The 17,315-nt window shown below is 44.3% G+C and carries 15 protein-coding genes and 1 tRNA gene; 5 read left to right on the top strand and 11 right to left on the bottom strand.

Translation table 11 applies throughout. From position 1 onward, the window contains the following. Window positions 1-12 precede the first annotated feature (12 nt). The 3 genes from HMPREF2794_RS21085 to HMPREF2794_RS21075 are packed head-to-tail and all read right to left on the bottom strand — an operon-like array spanning window position 13 to window position 1,001. Window positions 13-231, bottom strand: a complete 219-nt coding sequence (locus tag HMPREF2794_RS21085) for a hypothetical protein (RefSeq protein WP_024986833.1) — start codon at window positions 229-231, stop codon at window positions 13-15. A gap of 6 nt (window positions 232-237) precedes the next feature. Beyond that, window positions 238-726, bottom strand: a complete 489-nt coding sequence (locus tag HMPREF2794_RS21080; RefSeq protein WP_036614194.1) for an SLOG family protein — start codon at window positions 724-726, stop codon at window positions 238-240. A gap of 11 nt (window positions 727-737) precedes the next feature. Continuing rightward, a complete protein-coding gene (locus tag HMPREF2794_RS21075) occupies window positions 738-1,001 on the bottom strand; it encodes a hypothetical protein (protein WP_036614382.1) in 264 nt (87 codons plus the stop codon). Window positions 1,002-1,566: 565 nt separating this feature from the next. Here HMPREF2794_RS21075 and HMPREF2794_RS21070 point away from each other — a divergent pair. Next, window positions 1,567-1,833: a hypothetical protein gene (locus tag HMPREF2794_RS21070; protein WP_036614385.1), complete on the top strand. Its 267-nt coding sequence runs from the start codon at window positions 1,567-1,569 to the stop codon at window positions 1,831-1,833. A 185-nt stretch (window positions 1,834-2,018) separates the two neighbouring features. Here the strand turns inward: HMPREF2794_RS21070 and HMPREF2794_RS21065 are convergent, their stop codons facing one another. From HMPREF2794_RS21065 to HMPREF2794_RS21055, 3 genes are read right to left on the bottom strand one after another with little or no spacing between them, the layout of a single operon-like run. Then, complete coding sequence (locus HMPREF2794_RS21065) at window positions 2,019-2,393, bottom strand: hypothetical protein (protein ID WP_036614197.1); 375 nt, start codon at window positions 2,391-2,393, stop codon at window positions 2,019-2,021. Between the two features lie 7 nt (window positions 2,394-2,400). After that, window positions 2,401-3,315: a ribonucleotide-diphosphate reductase subunit beta gene (locus HMPREF2794_RS21060; protein WP_036614200.1), complete on the bottom strand. Its 915-nt coding sequence runs from the start codon at window positions 3,313-3,315 to the stop codon at window positions 2,401-2,403. Between the two features lie 9 nt (window positions 3,316-3,324). After that, window positions 3,325-4,230, bottom strand: a complete 906-nt coding sequence (locus HMPREF2794_RS21055; protein WP_036614203.1) for a LysR family transcriptional regulator — start codon at window positions 4,228-4,230, stop codon at window positions 3,325-3,327. Between the two features lie 97 nt (window positions 4,231-4,327). Here HMPREF2794_RS21055 and HMPREF2794_RS21050 point away from each other — a divergent pair, with 97 nt between their 5' ends. Then, entirely contained in the window at window positions 4,328-4,921 is a 594-nt protein-coding gene (locus HMPREF2794_RS21050) for an NAD(P)H-dependent oxidoreductase (protein ID WP_036614205.1), read from the top strand. 15 nt (window positions 4,922-4,936) lie between these two features. After that, complete coding sequence (locus HMPREF2794_RS21045; protein ID WP_036614207.1) at window positions 4,937-5,926, top strand: aldo/keto reductase; 990 nt, start codon at window positions 4,937-4,939, stop codon at window positions 5,924-5,926. Window positions 5,927-5,989: 63 nt separating this feature from the next. Here HMPREF2794_RS21045 and HMPREF2794_RS21040 read toward each other — a convergent pair whose 3' ends face one another. The 3 genes from HMPREF2794_RS21040 to HMPREF2794_RS21030 all read right to left on the bottom strand — a co-directional run bounded on the left by HMPREF2794_RS21040 (window position 5,990) and on the right by HMPREF2794_RS21030 (window position 8,055). After that, window positions 5,990-6,403 carry a virulence RhuM family protein gene (locus tag HMPREF2794_RS21040; protein WP_036614210.1) on the bottom strand — a complete coding sequence of 138 codons (414 nt, stop codon included), beginning with the start codon at window positions 6,401-6,403 and terminating at the stop codon, window positions 5,990-5,992. A 45-nt stretch (window positions 6,404-6,448) separates the two neighbouring features. Next, complete coding sequence (locus HMPREF2794_RS21035; RefSeq protein ID WP_036614213.1) at window positions 6,449-7,708, bottom strand: site-specific integrase; 1,260 nt, start codon at window positions 7,706-7,708, stop codon at window positions 6,449-6,451. A 274-nt stretch (window positions 7,709-7,982) separates the two neighbouring features. Continuing rightward, window positions 7,983-8,055: transfer RNA gene (locus HMPREF2794_RS21030), tRNA-Lys, on the bottom strand. Between the two features lie 122 nt (window positions 8,056-8,177). Here HMPREF2794_RS21030 and ettA point away from each other — a divergent pair. Both ettA and HMPREF2794_RS21020 read left to right on the top strand, forming a co-directional pair. Further along, complete coding sequence (gene ettA, locus HMPREF2794_RS21025; protein WP_010537804.1) at window positions 8,178-9,866, top strand: energy-dependent translational throttle protein EttA; 1,689 nt, start codon at window positions 8,178-8,180, stop codon at window positions 9,864-9,866. A 216-nt stretch (window positions 9,867-10,082) separates the two neighbouring features. Continuing rightward, a complete protein-coding gene (locus HMPREF2794_RS21020; RefSeq protein WP_070752597.1) occupies window positions 10,083-13,355 on the top strand; it encodes a TonB-dependent receptor in 3,273 nt (1,090 codons plus the stop codon). A gap of 113 nt (window positions 13,356-13,468) precedes the next feature. On the opposite strand, the gene HMPREF2794_RS21015 is transcribed toward HMPREF2794_RS21020, so the two are convergent. Then, the gene (locus HMPREF2794_RS21015) at window positions 13,469-14,587 is read right to left on the bottom strand and encodes an endonuclease/exonuclease/phosphatase family protein (protein WP_070752594.1); all 1,119 of its coding nucleotides are present in this window, start codon (window positions 14,585-14,587) and stop codon (window positions 13,469-13,471) included. 1 nt (window position 14,588) lies between these two features. After that, complete coding sequence (locus tag HMPREF2794_RS21010; RefSeq protein ID WP_070752609.1) at window positions 14,589-17,306, bottom strand: hybrid sensor histidine kinase/response regulator; 2,718 nt, start codon at window positions 17,304-17,306, stop codon at window positions 14,589-14,591. Window positions 17,307-17,315 lie beyond the last annotated feature (9 nt).

The following is a 17,315-nucleotide window of genomic DNA, read 5'->3' as shown; positions in this document are numbered from 1 at the left end:
CAGATTTATTCATTAGACAGTCATTTTCAAAATTTCTCTCCAGTATATCGGCTCCACCTCACTGAGAAGGAAGTCGACAAAATCTTTTCTCGCTTCTTTGCACAACTCTCGGTAAAGCTCTCCAAAAGTGGTGATGTTGCCATTCAGGTAAGTTTCCACCATGTACTCAAAAATGTTGCTTACCTCGTAATATCTGCACTGCTGTGCGACTGTCTTGCTGTATCGTTTCATAAGGCTTTATTTATAAAGGTTTATAATGATTCTGTTTATCATTTGTGCTTTTCCTATGGTATAAGAAGTACCGCCATAGGGTTGCTTGTCCCAATAGGCTAACATAATCTCGGAGTTGTCAATCAGGTAGTCGTTCCTGTGGTGGAAGCAGCCTTTGCGGTAATCTTCCCGGAGAATAACCGCTTTGTCGGCAGTTTTCATTATCCGATCGTATAAAGATTTATTCTCCGGCCGGTATCTGTTTGACTGATGGCGGAACGGTACAACGGCAATGAGTCGAATGTCCGTATATTCTGCTTTGAGGTCGGCTACAGCTTGGGCTGCAAGCAGATCAAAGCCTTCTGCCATTCCGCTTAGAAAGTATCGGTAGCCCAAATCATACAACCTTCTTACTTGCGAAACTATATCCAGATAAAGATGTAGCATACCGACTTGGTGGATACGTTCCGGACGATGTCCGGTGAACGCTACTGATATTGTAATATCCATTGTCATAACTATATGTGTTAAAACATTAATAACCAAATGATAATCCCGACTATGATAGCAAAGGAAAGCATGGCAATCAGGCAACCCCATACAAAACGGAACACGCCTGTCATCAGCTCTTTTGCAAGCCACAAACCGATAAACCACGCTAAAAGACGACCTCCGTACATACTCCAACAGAAGCCAGAAAGGATGAGCCGAACTGACCAGCCAAGCCATTTATGCAGAGGCAGATTGAGTCTGTTCTTATTTCCGTTATGTATTTCTCTTGCTGTTTTCATAATCACGACATTTTTTTTATGCATTGACGAGTTGAGCTGACTTATTTCATGTGCATCAAAAGGTAGGGTTCAGGAAAAACAAGGTTTTTGGAAAAAATACCTCGTGCCATTTATGGCGCAGGGAAGATTTTTTTCAAAACCGGAACGGCTTGACCTTGTTTTTTCGTTAAGAACCCGAAGTACCTTTGCACTTGAATAAGTTAGCTTAATTCGCTTCTTTGCTTTAAATGTGGAGTGATGGCTATTGAAAACAGTGAGAGAAATACCCCATAGGAAGTTAATCCTAAACATTACTTAAACCTGTTATGCTATAAATCCTTTATACAGAAAGCGATGTTAATGCGGAAAAATTTCTACCTTTGTGTTTGCGATGCAAGTAGCATCGTGTAATGTTGTTCGTTTACCGTAGTCCAGAAATCGCCAATTTCAAAAATACAGAGGGTAAATGAACCGGGTAGGTTATACTTTGACGTAACCTGTCGGTTTACTCTGTATTGAGCGTTTGGCGATGCTTTGGACTTGTAACTGGCAGTGTTACGTCAATTTATATAATAACCTTATGATTATGGATCTACAATCGACTTCCTTGAAAGGAATAGTCCGGTCTTCAGAAGATGGACTTTTCTATCTGTTACCTATTCAGAGTTTATCTACATTGCAAGAAATGAAAGGACATTTGACCTGTGCGATAGATGTCTTGAGTAATTTGGATGAAAGTGATACGGAAAAGCGTTTGGACGCAGTTAGGACATTGAACAGCCTTGTTGCTGCGTTGAGCGTGAATGACGGCGATCATTACAATGCAATGGATATTGCCTTTGAGGAAGTCTGAAAGTAAAAAACGGATAGACACAAAATAAAACTTTTCTATTTTGAAACCGGGAAAAAGAAAGGTGTTGTACTGGCCAATGAGTGATTCATCACGCTTGCTTGTACAACACTTTTCTGCGGTTTTGTGTAGATTGTTCCGGTTCCGAAGGAATGGGAATAATTTTTTTGCCAATAATAATATGGCTTTTATTCCACTGTTCGGGGTTGTGGATTGGATGGCAGAACTTCATCCGTTTCGTTATCAGCCTGTTTCTGTTCACGTTCTTTACGTCGCATTTCTTTGTCCTTCTTTTTTGCTTTAGCCTTTATTTCCTGTTCTTTAAGGATTTGCTTTAGGGTCTTGACTACATCAGGACGTTCTTTTTTGAAACGTTTATAGAAGCTCTCTTCTATAAATTCCGGCAAGGGGGCTTTCCACACCTCTTGCTTGTGGTTGTCAATCTTGCCGAGTTTATCGGGGTTGAGTCCAAGTTCACGAGACATCTGCACATGTGTGTCCGATAGCCGGTGTTTCTTTTGGGCTACTATCCATTTTTCTATCTGGGATTTCTTGATTGCCATATTGCTTTTAATTCTCAGACTTTATTGTTTTACCTAAAAATAAACCGGTAACGGATTTTGCACCAAGTTGCATCAGCTTACGTTTCATTTGCGTAAAATTCTCACCGGAAGAGATAATGTCATCTATTAAGAATACATCCCGCCCTTTAAAATAATCGGGGTGAAAGATCAAGTTGGACAACTTGTCTTGTCCATGAGTTCCTTTCATCTGCTCACGGTCTTCTTTTATCCATGTGGCACGAAAACCGTCCACGATTTTCAGCCGGCGTGAAAGAAGGCTGCAAAAACGGGCGAAGCGGGCGATGTTCCGTTCACGGGTTGCCGCAGGTATGGGGATCAGCACGGCATTGGCGGCTTTTTCTTTAAAGAATGGCATCCGGGCGATGCAGAGCGAGAATATCTTGGCAACAAGGGCTGCTTGTCTACCTTCCTTAAATCGAAACACCAAATTGCTCGTTTTCCTATCGGATACTGATATGTCCTTGCATCTGGTCGGGTAATAATCGTGGATATAGAAACACAAGGCTCCGTCGATACGCATCTTACCTTTGAAATGGGTATTGTACGGGAAGAACTGGCGCACGAAGTCGCTCTCGAAAGTAAAGCGGAGTATATCACGCCAAAGGGTGAGCGTGGTTTCATCCTGCACACGATAGAGTTCCCCATTGATACTTTCTTTGTCCGATAAACCAATGCCAATTATCAGGCGGTCATTAAAAGCGTCTTTTGATACAATATACCAATCAAAGGATTGGCAGATGCTCACGATGTCACAATCATTGGTGCAAAGGAAATGGAAGGTGTTATCGGGCTTCTGGATAATCAGAAACTTGCCGGACATTTCGGAAAGGCGAAAATAGTTTCCGACATGGGCTTCTTCTACTTCGCTGAAGGATACGGATATAGTGAGTTTTTCTATCATAACATTATTTTATTTACTCCCCCATTCTTTGGTTAACAGCTTTTCCAGCACCTCCACTTCTTGCTGGTAAATCGTCTTTTTCCTTGTGCCGAAATAGAGCGTGTTCTCCAGTGGCATGTTGCCCTCCCATACCACCTTTATCTTACCAGTGCAGACGGCCTCTTTGCACAGGAAGTCGGGCACGACCGAGAAACCGTCTCCCTCGCTCAGGCAGCGGATGATGGAGCTGATGTTGGGCACGATGTAGTTGGGGCTGAAGTCCGGGTGTTCCTTGAAGTGCTTTTTCCAGAAGTTCAGCAGATGCCCCATGTCGGCGGAGGTGCTGTACCACAGTCCTTGCTTGAGGAGGTGGACGGCCTCTTTCATCCGGTTATTCTCCAAGTGAAGCCCCAGTTGCGTAGTATCCGTATGTGCCCCCGTGACCAGCACGATGCGTTCTTTGGCAAAGTCCTTGTACTCGATGTTCTGCTGCGTGCCTTTGTGCGGGGTGATGATGAGGTCCAGCAGTCCGTTGTCAAGGTCTTGCAGCATCTGTGGATATTCGCCAAACTTGATAATCAGGTTGAAGGGCAGGGTGGGGATATACTTCTCCAAGGTGTACTGAAAGGTCTCGAAGCACATGCCTACGCTGATGGTGTTCCGCTCCTGCTGCGAACGTTTGTGGAAATGCTTCTCGCCCCTTTCGAGTTTCTCCAGCGGGGCGACAACGAAATTATAGAGTATCTTGCCCTTTTCGGTGGGCGTCATCTTCTTGGCCGTCCGCTCGAAGAGTTTATATCCTGTGTAGGCCTCCAAGGAGTTGAGGTGCAGGCTGACGCCCGGCTGGGAGATGAACAATTCTTGTGCGGCGGCTGTTAAAGTACCGGTCTCGTATATGGCTTTGAAGGTGCGCAACCATTCCAGATTCCATTTCATAACTATCAGTTTTATGATACACTCCTATTAGTTAAACTATTTTTATGTGGCAAAGATACGCATTATCTTTGCACCGACAATCTAAAAGAATAAACGTATGAACGTATTTATAATCAACGGCGGACAGACCTTTGCCCATTCGGGAGGGATGTTCAACAATACCTTGACCGGATGGACGGTCGAAGTGATGAAAGAGAAAGGCTTTGCCTATCGGGTGACCAACATCAACGATGCCTTCGACCCGCTGGCGGAAGTGGAGAACTTCAAATGGGCGGACGTCATCATCTACCACACCCCGATCTGGTGGTTCCAGTTGCCCAACGGGATGAAGCGATACATCGACGAGGTGTTTACCGCCGGACACGATAACGGCATTTACCGCAATGACGGTCGAAGCCGCAAGAACCCGGACGTGAACTACGGCACCGGGGGACTGATGCAGGGCAAACGCTACATGGTGACCACCTCTTGGAACGCCCCGCAGACGGCATTCACGCTGGAAGGCGAGTTCTTCGACCGCCACACGGTGGACGAGGGCGTACTCTTCGGCTTCCACAAGATGAACCAGTTCGTGGGCATGACCCGGATAGAGGGCTTCCACTTTCACGATTTGGAGAAGAACGCTACGCCCGAGCGCATAGCCGAGTACCACAAGGCGTATGTCGCACACATCAATCGAGTAATCATCTAAAAACAATTGAACATTATGGAATATAGAACATTAGGCACTTCAGACTTGCAGCTGTCGGCCATCACCTACGGCGCCTTTGCCATTGGAGGAAACATGTGGGGAGGCAATGAGGAGAAAGACTCCATCCATGCCGTGCAAGCCTCCATCGAACACGGGGTAACGACCTTGGACACCGCTCCTTTCTACGGCTTCGGGCTGAGCGAGGAGATGATAGGCAAAGCCATCAAGGGACGTGACAGGAGTAAAATACAGCTGCTCACCAAGTTCGGCTTGGTGTGGGACGGCAGCAACGGAGGAAAAGGCGAGTTCTTCTTCGATGCGGAGCGGAACGGAACTTCTGTCCCCATCTATAAGTATGCTGCCAAAGAAAGCATCATCAAGGAGGTGGAAGCGAGCCTCCGCCGCTTGGGGACGGACTATATCGACCTGTTGCAGATACACTGGCCTGACAGCACGACGCCTATCCAAGAGACCATGGAAGCCTTGGACGTACTGATTGGGCAAGGCAAGATACGGGCGACAGGCGTCAGCAACTACAGCGTGGAGCAGACGGCAGAAGCCGGAAAGTACTTGAATGTGGCAAGCAACCAAGTAAGTTACAGTATGCTGAACCGTGGCATCGAACAAGAGCTGGTGCCCTTTGCCCTGCAACACCATTTGGGAATCATTGCCTACAGCCCTATGGAGAGAGGTCTGCTGACCGGCAAATACTTCCAAGGCAGCCACCTCAAGGAGAATGACCATCGCAACGGCTACTTCCGGCAGTTCGATTTACCTAAAGTGCAGGCATTCCTCGAGACCCTCACCCCGATGGCAGAGGACAAAGGAGCCAGCCTCTCGCAATTAGTTCTGCGCTGGACTACGTTGCAACCGGGCATCACCATCGTGCTGGCCGGAGCAAGAGACGCCAAGCAAGCCATCGCCAATGCCCAATCCATGGACATTCACCTGTCTCCGGACGAATTGCAGTTCATCAACCATGAGCTTGCCAAACTACAGCTTTAAGCAGACGAGCGTTGTCCGAAAACCGGGCAACGCTCGCTATTTATTTATATTCTTCTAAATATATTAGTTATAAGAAATGGTCGTCTGATTGCTGCCGGGATTGAAAACGACAAGGACTTCGGGTTTTTTCTCTTGCAGGCGTTTGTACTCGCACAGGGAGTTGAGTACCCACTCACGGAACAGCTTCGTGCAATAGGTGTTGATGCGGAAGCTGAGAAATATGATCGCTTCCAGATTATAATAGGTAACGATGCTTTTGTCCTGCTTCTCAGTTATGGTCACATCGCCGTCGTAAAGCAGGCGGGATTTGAAGATGGAGCGCACATTGGCGTCTATTGTCTGCACGAACACTCCGAACAGACGGGCAAGCTCGTGCTTGGTCATCCATACGTTGCCGTTCTCTATTTTTACACTGACGATGGGTTGTTCGTCCTTGTTTTCCAAACCGGTGATGGTGATGTATCCTCTATTTTCCATAAAGCGTTGTTTTTAAATGGTGTGACAATATAATGATTTGTTTATTCATACAGCGTTTTGCGCCGTACCTTTTTGCATACTTTTTAGTTTCCGATCCAACATATTCATGTCATGGCTCAACTTTCTATCCACGACACGGGCGTAAATTTGTGTGGTCTGAATGTTGGTGTGGCCGAGCATCTTGGATACGCTCTCAATGGGAACGCCTTTGGTCAGGCAGATCTCCGTCGCAAACGAATGACGCGCAAGGTGATAGGTGATCCGCTTGTTTATCTGACAAATAGCTGCAATCTCTGCCAAATATTCGTTCATCTTCTGGTTGCTGATTACCGGAAGCAATCTTCCGTCTTTCAACTTGCCCTCGTACTTGGCGAGAATATCCAACGGTATTTGCAGTAAAGGGATGAATGATTCCACGCCGGTTTTACCTCTGTCTTTCATGATCCACTTTTTTCCGTCCACGCCGATTTTAATGTCATCGGCAGTCAGGGTGTATATGTCGCAATAGGGCAAACCCGTGTAACAGCTGAAGATAAAGGCATCCCGTACATGCTCCAGCCGTTTTGATTGGAACTCCTTATAATAGATCGTGTCAATCTCTTCCTGAGTGAGATAGCCCCTGTCCGTCTTGTCAAAGTTGAATCTGAAATTACCGAAGGGATCTATAAAACTCAATCCGCTTTTCTGGGCGAACAGCAAAATGGTATGGAAGCGTTGCACGAACTTCATGGCGGTGTTGTTGCTGACCTCACATTCCTGACGCAAGTAAAGGTAGAAGTTCTCAATGTGGGTGACGGTGATTTCTTTCACCGGAATATCCGATAGCCGATATTCTTTCTGCAAGAACTCTATCATCCGCTGTTTGGTGAGTTCATAGCGGCTGTAAGTCTTTTGGGTAGCCGTCTTGCCCACTTTCTTTGCGTACTGCTCGTTGTGTTGGGTGAAATAGCTGATGAGCGTCTTCTCCTTTTCCTCCAACCCAAGGAATGCGTTCCTGATTTTCTCCGGCAGGGCATAGCCGTCCACGTTCATCATGCGTGTGTAGTGCATGGTGATGGCCGAACGTATCTCGTCCAATGTCTTGTTGAGTGAGGATACCCTGAGATTTTCTTTCTTATCCGCACTCTGCTTGTTGATGATGGCCTTGCTGTTCTTCGTGTCCCAGTTGTCGGGGTGGATATCCAGCTTGCTGCTGAATTGCACCTGATCACCGTCCACCGTGATGCGCACCATAATTACTACATGACCGTTTTTCTTCGGTTCGTTCTTCTTCAAATAGAAGAGTGTCTTGAATGTCGATTTCATACCGTAACTCCTTTCTTGTTGCAAAGTTAATTTGTTCGTTCCGTAACGGCTCTGACTTTCGACTGCCAATATTCGACAAATGAGCGACTTACCTATAAATTCGTTACGGTTTTTATCGTAACGGAAAACCGTAACGAATTAGTAACGATTCTTTTTCACAGGGTGGCTTTTTGAGGTCTTTTTTCTGTCGCAAGGGGATAAGAAAAAAGCTCCTTAAACCATTGGTTTAAAGAGCTTTGTCTTAGATTGTCGGAGTATTTTCTTTTCTCCTTAGTGATCCGCCTGGGGCTCGAACCCAGGACCCCAACATTAAAAGTGTTGTGCTCTACCTGCTGAGCTAGCGAATCAATCCTTTGTGCTTTCTTTCGAATTGCGGGTGCAAAGGTAGAACATTTTTTTAGAACTCCAAAGCATTTCAAACATTTTTCTTATCTTTGTGCCATTATCAACAATATACAATCATTAATATATGGCTGACGATAAAAAAATCATCTTCTCAATGGTGGGAGTGAGCAAAGCTTTCCAACCAAATAAAAATGTACTGAAAGACATTTACCTGTCGTTCTTCTATGGAGCGAAGATTGGTATTATTGGTCTGAATGGTTCCGGTAAATCTACCTTATTGAAGATTATCGCAGGTTTGGAGAAATCCTATCAGGGGGAAGTAGTCTTCTCTCCGGGATATTCTGTGGGCTATCTGGCACAGGAACCTTATCTGGACAACACAAAGACCGTAAAAGAAGTAGTAATGGAAGGTGTGCAACCAATTGTTGACGCACTGGCAGAATACGAAGAAATCAATCAGAAATTCGGTTTGCCTGAATATTATGAAGATCAGGACAAGATGGATATTCTTTTCGCCCGTCAGGGAGAGCTGCAGGATATTATCGATGCAACCGATGCGTGGAATCTGGACAGCAAACTGGAACGTGCTATGGATGCACTCCGTTGTCCGCCCGAAGATCAGCCGGTGGAAAATCTTTCCGGAGGTGAACGCCGTCGTGTTGCCCTTTGCCGTTTGCTATTGCAGAAACCGGACATACTGTTGCTTGATGAGCCTACCAACCATTTGGATGCTGAATCTATCGACTGGCTGGAACAGCATCTCCAGCAATACGAAGGTACAGTAATCGCTGTAACCCACGACCGTTACTTCCTGGATCACGTTGCCGGATGGATTCTCGAACTTGACCGTGGTGAAGGTATTCCATGGAAAGGAAACTATTCGTCGTGGCTGGAACAGAAGACCAAGCGGATGGAGATGGAAGAAAAGACTGCCAGCAAGCGCCGCAAAACATTGGAACGTGAGTTGGAATGGGTGCGCATGGCTCCGAAAGCTCGTCAGGCTAAAGGAAAAGCCCGTCTTAATTCATACGACAAGTTGCTGAACGAAGACTTGAAGGAAAAAGAAGAGAAACTGGAAATCTTTATTCCGAACGGTCCCCGTCTGGGTAATAAGGTGATCGAGGCCAAACACGTAGCGAAGGCATACGGTGACAAACTGCTGTTTGACGATCTGAACTTTATGCTTCCTCCTAATGGTATTGTTGGCGTTATCGGTCCTAACGGTGCGGGAAAAACAACCCTTTTCCGTCTGATTATGGGATTGGAAACGGTGGATAAAGGCGAGTTTGAAGTAGGAGAGACCGTAAAGGTATCCTATGTAGACCAGCAACATAAAGACATTGACCCGAACAAGAGCGTCTATCAGGTAATCTCCGGTGGTAACGATTTGATCCGTATGGGCGGACGTGATATCAATGCACGTGCGTACCTGTCCCGTTTCAACTTTGCCGGTGCCGATCAGGAAAAACTTTGTGGTGTTCTTTCCGGTGGTGAAAGAAACCGCCTGCACTTGGCAATCGCTCTGAAAGAAGAAGGTAACGTGTTATTGCTCGATGAGCCGACCAATGACATTGACGTGAACACCCTTCGTGCTTTGGAGGAAGGTTTGGAAGACTTTGCCGGTTGTGCGGTAGTCATCTCTCACGACCGTTGGTTCCTCGACCGTATCTGTACGCATATTTTAGCTTTCGAAGGAGATTCAAATGTATTCTACTTTGAGGGTTCTTATTCAGAGTATGAAGAGAATAAACTGAAACGTCTGGGCAATGAAGAGCCGAAGCGTGTTCGTTACAGAAACTTAATGACTGACTAGTATTTGCTGACAGATTACAAGTTAAATCTCGCTTAATATACGAAAATGAAAGGCTCTGCAAGCATTGCAGGGCCTTTATTGTTTTCGAAAGCAATAAAATGTTTATCTCTCTTAAAAGAATGTAGCATAATTGTCATCTAAGTCTAAATAATATTAATTATCTTTGTGCACAGTTTCAATGAAACAAACAATTAGTATTAACTAATAAATTACATTATGTTGAAGAGAATGCGGTCTTTTTTAGTGGTCGTAATGTTACTGATTACTGCTACGATGAGTGCGCAGGTTACCACAGCAAGTATGAGTGGTAAAGTAACAGCACAAGATGAACCTATTATTGGAGCAACGATCGTTGCTATTCACGAGCCCTCCGGTACCCGCTATGGTACAGTGACCAATGTCAGTGGGCAATTCAATCTGCAAGGTATGCGTACGGGCGGCCCTTACAAAGTCGAAATCACCTATGTTGGCTATCAGTCAGCCATTTACAAGGGCATCCAGTTGTCATTAGGAGAAAACTACGTATTGAATGTTTCTTTGAAAGAAAGTTCAGAGTTGTTGGATGAAGTAGTAGTAACAGCACCAAAAACTATTGAAAAAATAGGTACCGTTACTAATGTAAGTGAACGTCAGATGAACACTTTACCTACTATTAACAGAAGTATAACAGATTTCACAAAGCTCTCTCCTTATGCCGGTGGAAGCAGTTCTTTTGCGGGGCGTGATGGACGTTATAACAATATAACGATTGATGGTGCTTCGTTTAATAATAGTTTCGGATTAAGTTCTAATAATTTACCTGGAGGAGATTCTCAACCCATATCTTTAGATGCAATCGATGAGATTACTGTAAATGTCTCTCCTTACGATGTTAAATATTCCAACTTCACAGGTGCTTCTATTAATGCTGTAACAAAAAGTGGAACAAACTCATTTTCGGGTACTGCATATACCTATCATAAACCAAGAGGATTTGCAGGGAGCTCTATTGACGGTGAGGATATTCTTAAAGCAAAAGAATACAACTCTCATTCATATGGTGTAACTTTTGGAGGTCCAATCATTAAGAATAAGCTTTTCTTCTTCTTGAATGCTGAAATTGAAAATAAGGAAACTCCGGGGGTAACTTGGCTTCCTAACCAAGATCAAAATGGAACAGGGGATAGCGGAAAACGTATCTCACGTACTTGGGTGGGTGATATGCGTACTATCAGTGACTTTGTTAAAACTAAATATGATTATGACCCCGGACAGTATGAGAACTTCAATAATTTCCAAAGTGATAATTGGAAGTTAATGGCCCGTATTGATTGGAATATACATCAGAACCATAAGTTGACAGTGCGTTTTAATTCTGTTTCCTCAGAAGATGACAGAGAAGTAAGCGCTAAGTCCACTATTATAACTAGTACTAATTCTAATCGTTATGGTTTGGATGCCTTTTCTTTTGGTAATTCAAACTATAAGATGAAAAACGTAGTAACATCGATAACAGGTGAGTTAAATAGTCGTTTCTCGAATAATGTTCAGAATAAACTGTTAGCCACATATACTCATATTAGTGATACACGCGAGCAGAAAGGCTCTGATTTTCCTTTTGTCGATATATATAAGGACGGAAAGCAATATATAACTTTAGGTACAGAAGTGTTTACTCCTAATAATCAGGTTATCAATAATGTATTTAGTCTTGTTGATAATGTGAGTATATCATTAGGAAGACATGAATTGCTTGCTGGCGTTTCTTTTGAACGCCAATATTTTAAAAATTCTTATTTGAGAGGCCCTTACGGATATTATCGTTATGATTCAATGGATGATTTTATGCAGGGAAAAGTACCTACCATTTATGGTATTACATATGGGTATAATGGTAATGATGCTCCAGGTTCTGAGTTGACATTCGGAATGGCTGGTGTATATGCCCAAGACGTATGGTCTCTTACTCCTAATTTTCGTTTGACATATGGCTTACGTCTGGATATGCCAATATATATGAATTCATTGGATTCTAACAAGTCAATAGAGGAATTAGCTTTTGTAAATAATACTCATGTCGATATTTCTAAGTGGCCGAAGACACAAGTCTTGTTTTCGCCAAGAGTCGGTTTTAATTGGGATGTAAAAGGTGATCGCTCCGTAATTGTATCAGGAGGTACAGGAATCTTTACTGGATTGTTACCTTTTGTATGGTTCACTAATCAACCAAGTAATTCGGGCTTATACCAAAATATGGTAGAGTATAATACACAAAAAAATCCGGGCTCTTTACCTGCTGACTTTGGTTTTAATCCTAATTATAGAGAAACTCTGCAGAAATATCCCAGTTTATTTCCTTCTACACCTTCAGAGCAAGCACCTGATGTTATAGCATATGTAGATCCTAAGTTTAAGATGCCGCAAGTTTGGCGTAGTAATTTGAATGTGGATATTCAACTGCCGTATGATTTTATGTTATCTGTTGGAGCAATGTATACAAGAGATATTTATAATGTTGCGCAGATCAATATGAATGAGGCTGAGCCTACGGGTGTGTATAATGAACAACCGGATCGTATTTATTGGGCTTCAAAAAAATACGAGTATAATGATTATACTAATGGTAAGAATGTAGTAGTAAAACTTTCTAATGGAGAAGATAAAGGATATCAATATTCTTTTAATGCTATTTTGACAAAGAAATACGATTTTGGTTTTACAGGGTCTATCGGCTATACTTATACAATGGCTAAAGATCTGACTGCAAATCCTGGGTCAGCACCTAATTCAGCATGGCAAAATAATGTGGCAGTAAATTCATTGAATGATCCTGGAGTATCTTATTCTTTATTTTCTACGCCTCATCGTATTATTGCTAATGCTTCTTATGAAATTAATTATGCTAAATGCTTAAAGACAACGTTCTCGTTATTTTATTCAGGATATCATACAGGACGTTATTCCTATACATATTATAATGATATGAATGGTGATGGCAATTATTCGGATTTAATATACGTGCCTAACTCTCAGGATGAAATGACCTTTGTTGATATTACAGATAAAAGTGGTGCTATTACTTATTCTGCTGTAGATCAAGCTAAAGATTTTTGGGATTTTGTGAACAATGATTCTTATCTTAAAGATCGTAAGGGAAAATATGTGGAACGTAATGGATCTTTAACACCTTGGATTAATCGCTTTGATTTTAAAATTGCTCAGGATTTTTATGCAACTTTAGGTGGGCGTAAATATGGAATACAGGTTAGCCTTGATATGCTGAATGTAGGAAATATGATTAATTCAAAATGGGGAGCATATCAATCTTGTGGTCTCAAGAGTTATGACAATGTACAGTTATTAAAAACTGCCAGCAAAGTTGGTGAACCCTTGACTTACCAGATAAATGCTAATTCACGTGAAGCTTTTAAAGAAAGATCATCATGGCAATATACCAATACCATTGGTAGTGCATGGTCTATGCAATTAGGAGTAAAAGTTACTTTCTAATACAAGTTTTAAAGTTAAAAAGAAGGATTTTATTTTAATGGGAGCCGGTTAATTCATAATGAGTTAACCGGCTTTTTTGTTGCCTTACTATATAGTGATATACAGCGTAAAGCTTATAACCTCATCCTCATCACCACCGGATTATGATCACTATACTCCAAATCCGGAGAGAAGTAATCCACCCCTTGAAACTCAGACGAATGGAGGATATAGTCGATTCTCAGCAGATGCTTGAAATATCGGAAAGTGTACATATACCCATGTCCGCAGGTCTGAAAACCATCATTCAGTTTTTCTCCTTTTACCGTTTGATATACATATGAAGAAGGGAGAGAGTTGAAGTCACCACATACCAGGGTGGGATAGGGAGAAGCGGAAATCAATTGATTGATATGTTCAGCTTGTGCGGCACGTTTCTTGAAGTTCTCGTGCAGACCATCGGCAAGGGTGAGAGCGGCACGTTCCGCACGGTCGGTATCGTCCGCACGAAGTTCTTTTTCCAGTTTGCGCTTGTTGCGGCTGACTTCCGTAGTCTGCAGATGATTGTTGAACAGACGGATCGTTTGGCCGTTAATGTCGATATCACACCACAGGCTGCAGTTGTTGGAATTTGGGTAGGTGACGAGCTGCTTCTCCTTGATAGGATAACGGCTGAACACAGCCAGTTGTAAAAGATTCTCCCCGGCAGGAGAAGAAGGTACATAGTAATACGGCCATTCGGAAAGAATGGTGCGAAGACTGTCAATACCAAATTCATGATTGATCCCAAACTCTTGAAGACAGAAGATATCTACACCGAGCTCCTTCATGTAAGCAGCGATTCCCTTGCATGAGAAACCTGTGTGTTCGTGATTAAAGCTGTTAACGTTATAGGTGGCAATAGTCAGTGCTGATTCGGTGCCTCTTTCGTTTTTCTTCAGAGACAAAGATCCAGTATTCGGTTGGGAAGCTGAGTCAAAAAGCGGAGACTGGAGAACACGAGTCAGGTATCCCCAGTTTCCCAATATGGCGATGAAAGGAATGAAAACCCAGCATCGCCAGCGGACCGTCCAATAGATCGCAGAGACGACATTAGCCAGCAAAAGTACCGGCAAAATCAATCCGATAAAAGGCATTAGCGTAAAGCTGTCCGGTGAAGCATCTCCGGCAAAGGCTCCGGCTAATGTGAAACCAGCCAAAATACTTGTCAGCAGGATAGACAGATAGTAGAGTAATCTATAGAAGGCTTTCATTTTACGGTAACCATTTATTAATCATATCCTTGAGCTTCGCTTGCGAGATCGGTTTGGCAATGAAGTCATTGCAGCCGACGTCCATAGCAGCTATCTGATCCTGCTGGTAGGCATAAGCACTTTGTGCGATGATGGGCACAGTGGTAGAGAGCTCACGAATAATCTTTGTGGCCTCCAGACCATCGAGATTGGGCATTTTGATGTCCATCAGGATAAGGTCCGGCTTCGCTTCGTCGTATGACATGACGGCTTCCATACCATCCCGGGCACGTATCAGCCTGTACTTCCTTCCAAGAATGGCCTTCAGCAAATCAAAGTTGCTGTCCTCATCTTCTGCTATCAGAATCGTTTGCTGGCTGGGAGAGGCATCAGCAGAACTACCTTCGGAACAGCCTTCCTCTGTATTTCCGGACACGCTGCCGGAAGCATCCTGGACAGACGTTTCAGCGAACGTTCCCATGGCTGCCGTATCACTCGGATTTCCGTTTGCATTCGTCGCATTCCCTTCCTGTTCTTCCCTATCTCCGGATGCTTGATTCGATTCGTAAGGCAGCGTGAAAGTGAAAGTCGTCCCTTTGCCTACCACCGAAGAAACAGAGATTTCGCCACCCAACCGTTCAACGATTGTTTTACAGATAGACAGTCCCAGTCCTGTGCCCTGCGCGTAGTTGTTCAGTTTGGCAAAGCGTTCGAACACACGTTCTATTTTCTCCGGTTCGATGCCCGTACCGGTGTCAGTCACGTGGAAAACAACCTGCTTGTTCACCAGCTTGTATCCGTAGCTGATGCTGCCCGCCTTTGTGAATTTGAACGCGTTGCCTATCAGGTTCGAGAACACCTGGAACACCCGGTTCTTGTCAGTCTCTATCACCAGACCATTTTCGGATGGTTCGTAGATTAGCTTCACCCCTTGTGGAGTACGGAAGACGTGGGCATCGTACACTTCCTTACACAGGCTGTGGATATTTACCGGTGCGCTGGTGAACTCAATAATGCCCGATTCGATTTTCGAAAGATCGAGAATCTCGTTGATCAGTTGCAGCAAACGTTCGTTGTTGGCCTCGACAATCTCGTAGAATGTATGCCGTTCTTCCGTATTTTCACTTTCGGCGATCAGATGCGAGAAGCCGACGATGGCATTCAGCGGAGTACGTATCTCATGACTCATATTGGCGAGGAAAGCAGATTTCAGTTTGTCGGACATTTCGGCTTTCTCCTTGGATGTCTGAAGTTCCCGTTTGATCTTTTCCAGTTCCGTGATGTCCCATTCGATGCTGACAATGATAGGAGAGGATAGTTCGTCCCCGTCCACCCGTATCTTCCGTTTGTCCAGAATGAGCTGGTTTCCGTTTTTGTCTTTTCCTTCCATCGTCCAGTGGAGTCCTTGTCCGGTAGTGGCAACCAGTACATCTTCCTCCCTTTTCTTTTCTGCCACTTCGGGCGGATAGTAGTCGAAGTCATTCTTGCCGATAGCTTCGCCGACGCACAGGTCCCGGTTGTACGATTCCCGGTTGCGGTAGATATATCTGAAATCATTGTTGACCTCCTTGACGACAATTCCGGCGGGAAGATTGTCGATGGTGGTATCCATGATCAGGTTGAGCCGTTTGATTTGCGCTTCATAGTGCAGCCGTTCGGAGATGTCGTGTGAGAACGACCAGTAACTTTCCTCTCCGGAGTCGTTGGTGACATTGTACATGATCCCTTCGTAAGCCAGTATGTTTTTGCTTATCCTCGAGGGGTGATGGGCGATGAAACTTCTGCTTCCTCCGTGAAGAATATCTTTGCAGCGTTCCTGCCAGTCATTCTCCGTTTTCATGTCCCCGGCTATTTCGTAGATTTTCAGTTTGCCGATCTCCTCACTTTCTGGAATGCCATGATTCTGGAGGAACTGGCGGTTGGCGAAGATCAGCGTGCCATCCTCTTTGGCGGCGAAGATACTCTCCTTTGCGTTGTTGATGGCATGTGTCAGCGTGTTGATATCGTTTCTGTGACGCTGTATGTAGGTGATGTTCTGGATGTACCCTTCGATGTTGCAGCTACCGTTCGGCAGCTCTTCGCGCAGATAGGCCTGCAGACGCATGTAGTAGATCTCTCCGGCAACGCGGACGCGGTAGCTGATGCTCTCCTCGTTGGGACCTTCCTCGTTTTTGCGGCACCAGTTGGTGAAGTTCAGGCGGTCTTCTTTGACAATAAGCTGCTGGTAGTTGTCAAGAGAGATACTTCGGGAGGACTCTTCGCACAACACTCCGGTGTAGCCCATATAATAGAATACATTGTCGTATGTGTTGTACATCCACTGTCCGATCTGGGCCACTTTCTGTATCTCCCGTAAGTTCCTGTTGACCTGCTCCAGCTGGCGTTTCACGTTGCTTCGCTGGGTGATGTCCCGATATTGGCAGAGCACGTTGTCATCGTAAGGATACATGATACACTTGAAGTAATAGGTATCATTTTTCAGTTCCAGCTTGTAGTTTTTGCTGATGCTGCGCTGTTCCCGGAGTACGGTTTCGAAGGTGCTGTAGACCTTCTCCCGGGTATGTTCGGGCATTAATTCGAATATATTTTTTCCTAAGAGCCTCTCTTCTTGCAAAAACCATAAATTGCTATGAATATCAATATCAATGCAAATGCCATTTCTATCGACTAATAGCATGGTGTCGGCAGTCAGTTTCAGTATCCTCTGCGCATTATCCGCCTCATGTAATGTTCTGTTCATGCTTGTCCG

The sequence above is a fragment of the Bacteroides sp. HMSC067B03 genome (assembly GCF_001811315.1).
GTDB classification, from domain to species: Bacteria; Bacteroidota; Bacteroidia; order Bacteroidales; family Bacteroidaceae; genus Bacteroides; species Bacteroides faecis.
This window is presented reverse-complemented; position numbering and strand designations above follow the sequence as displayed.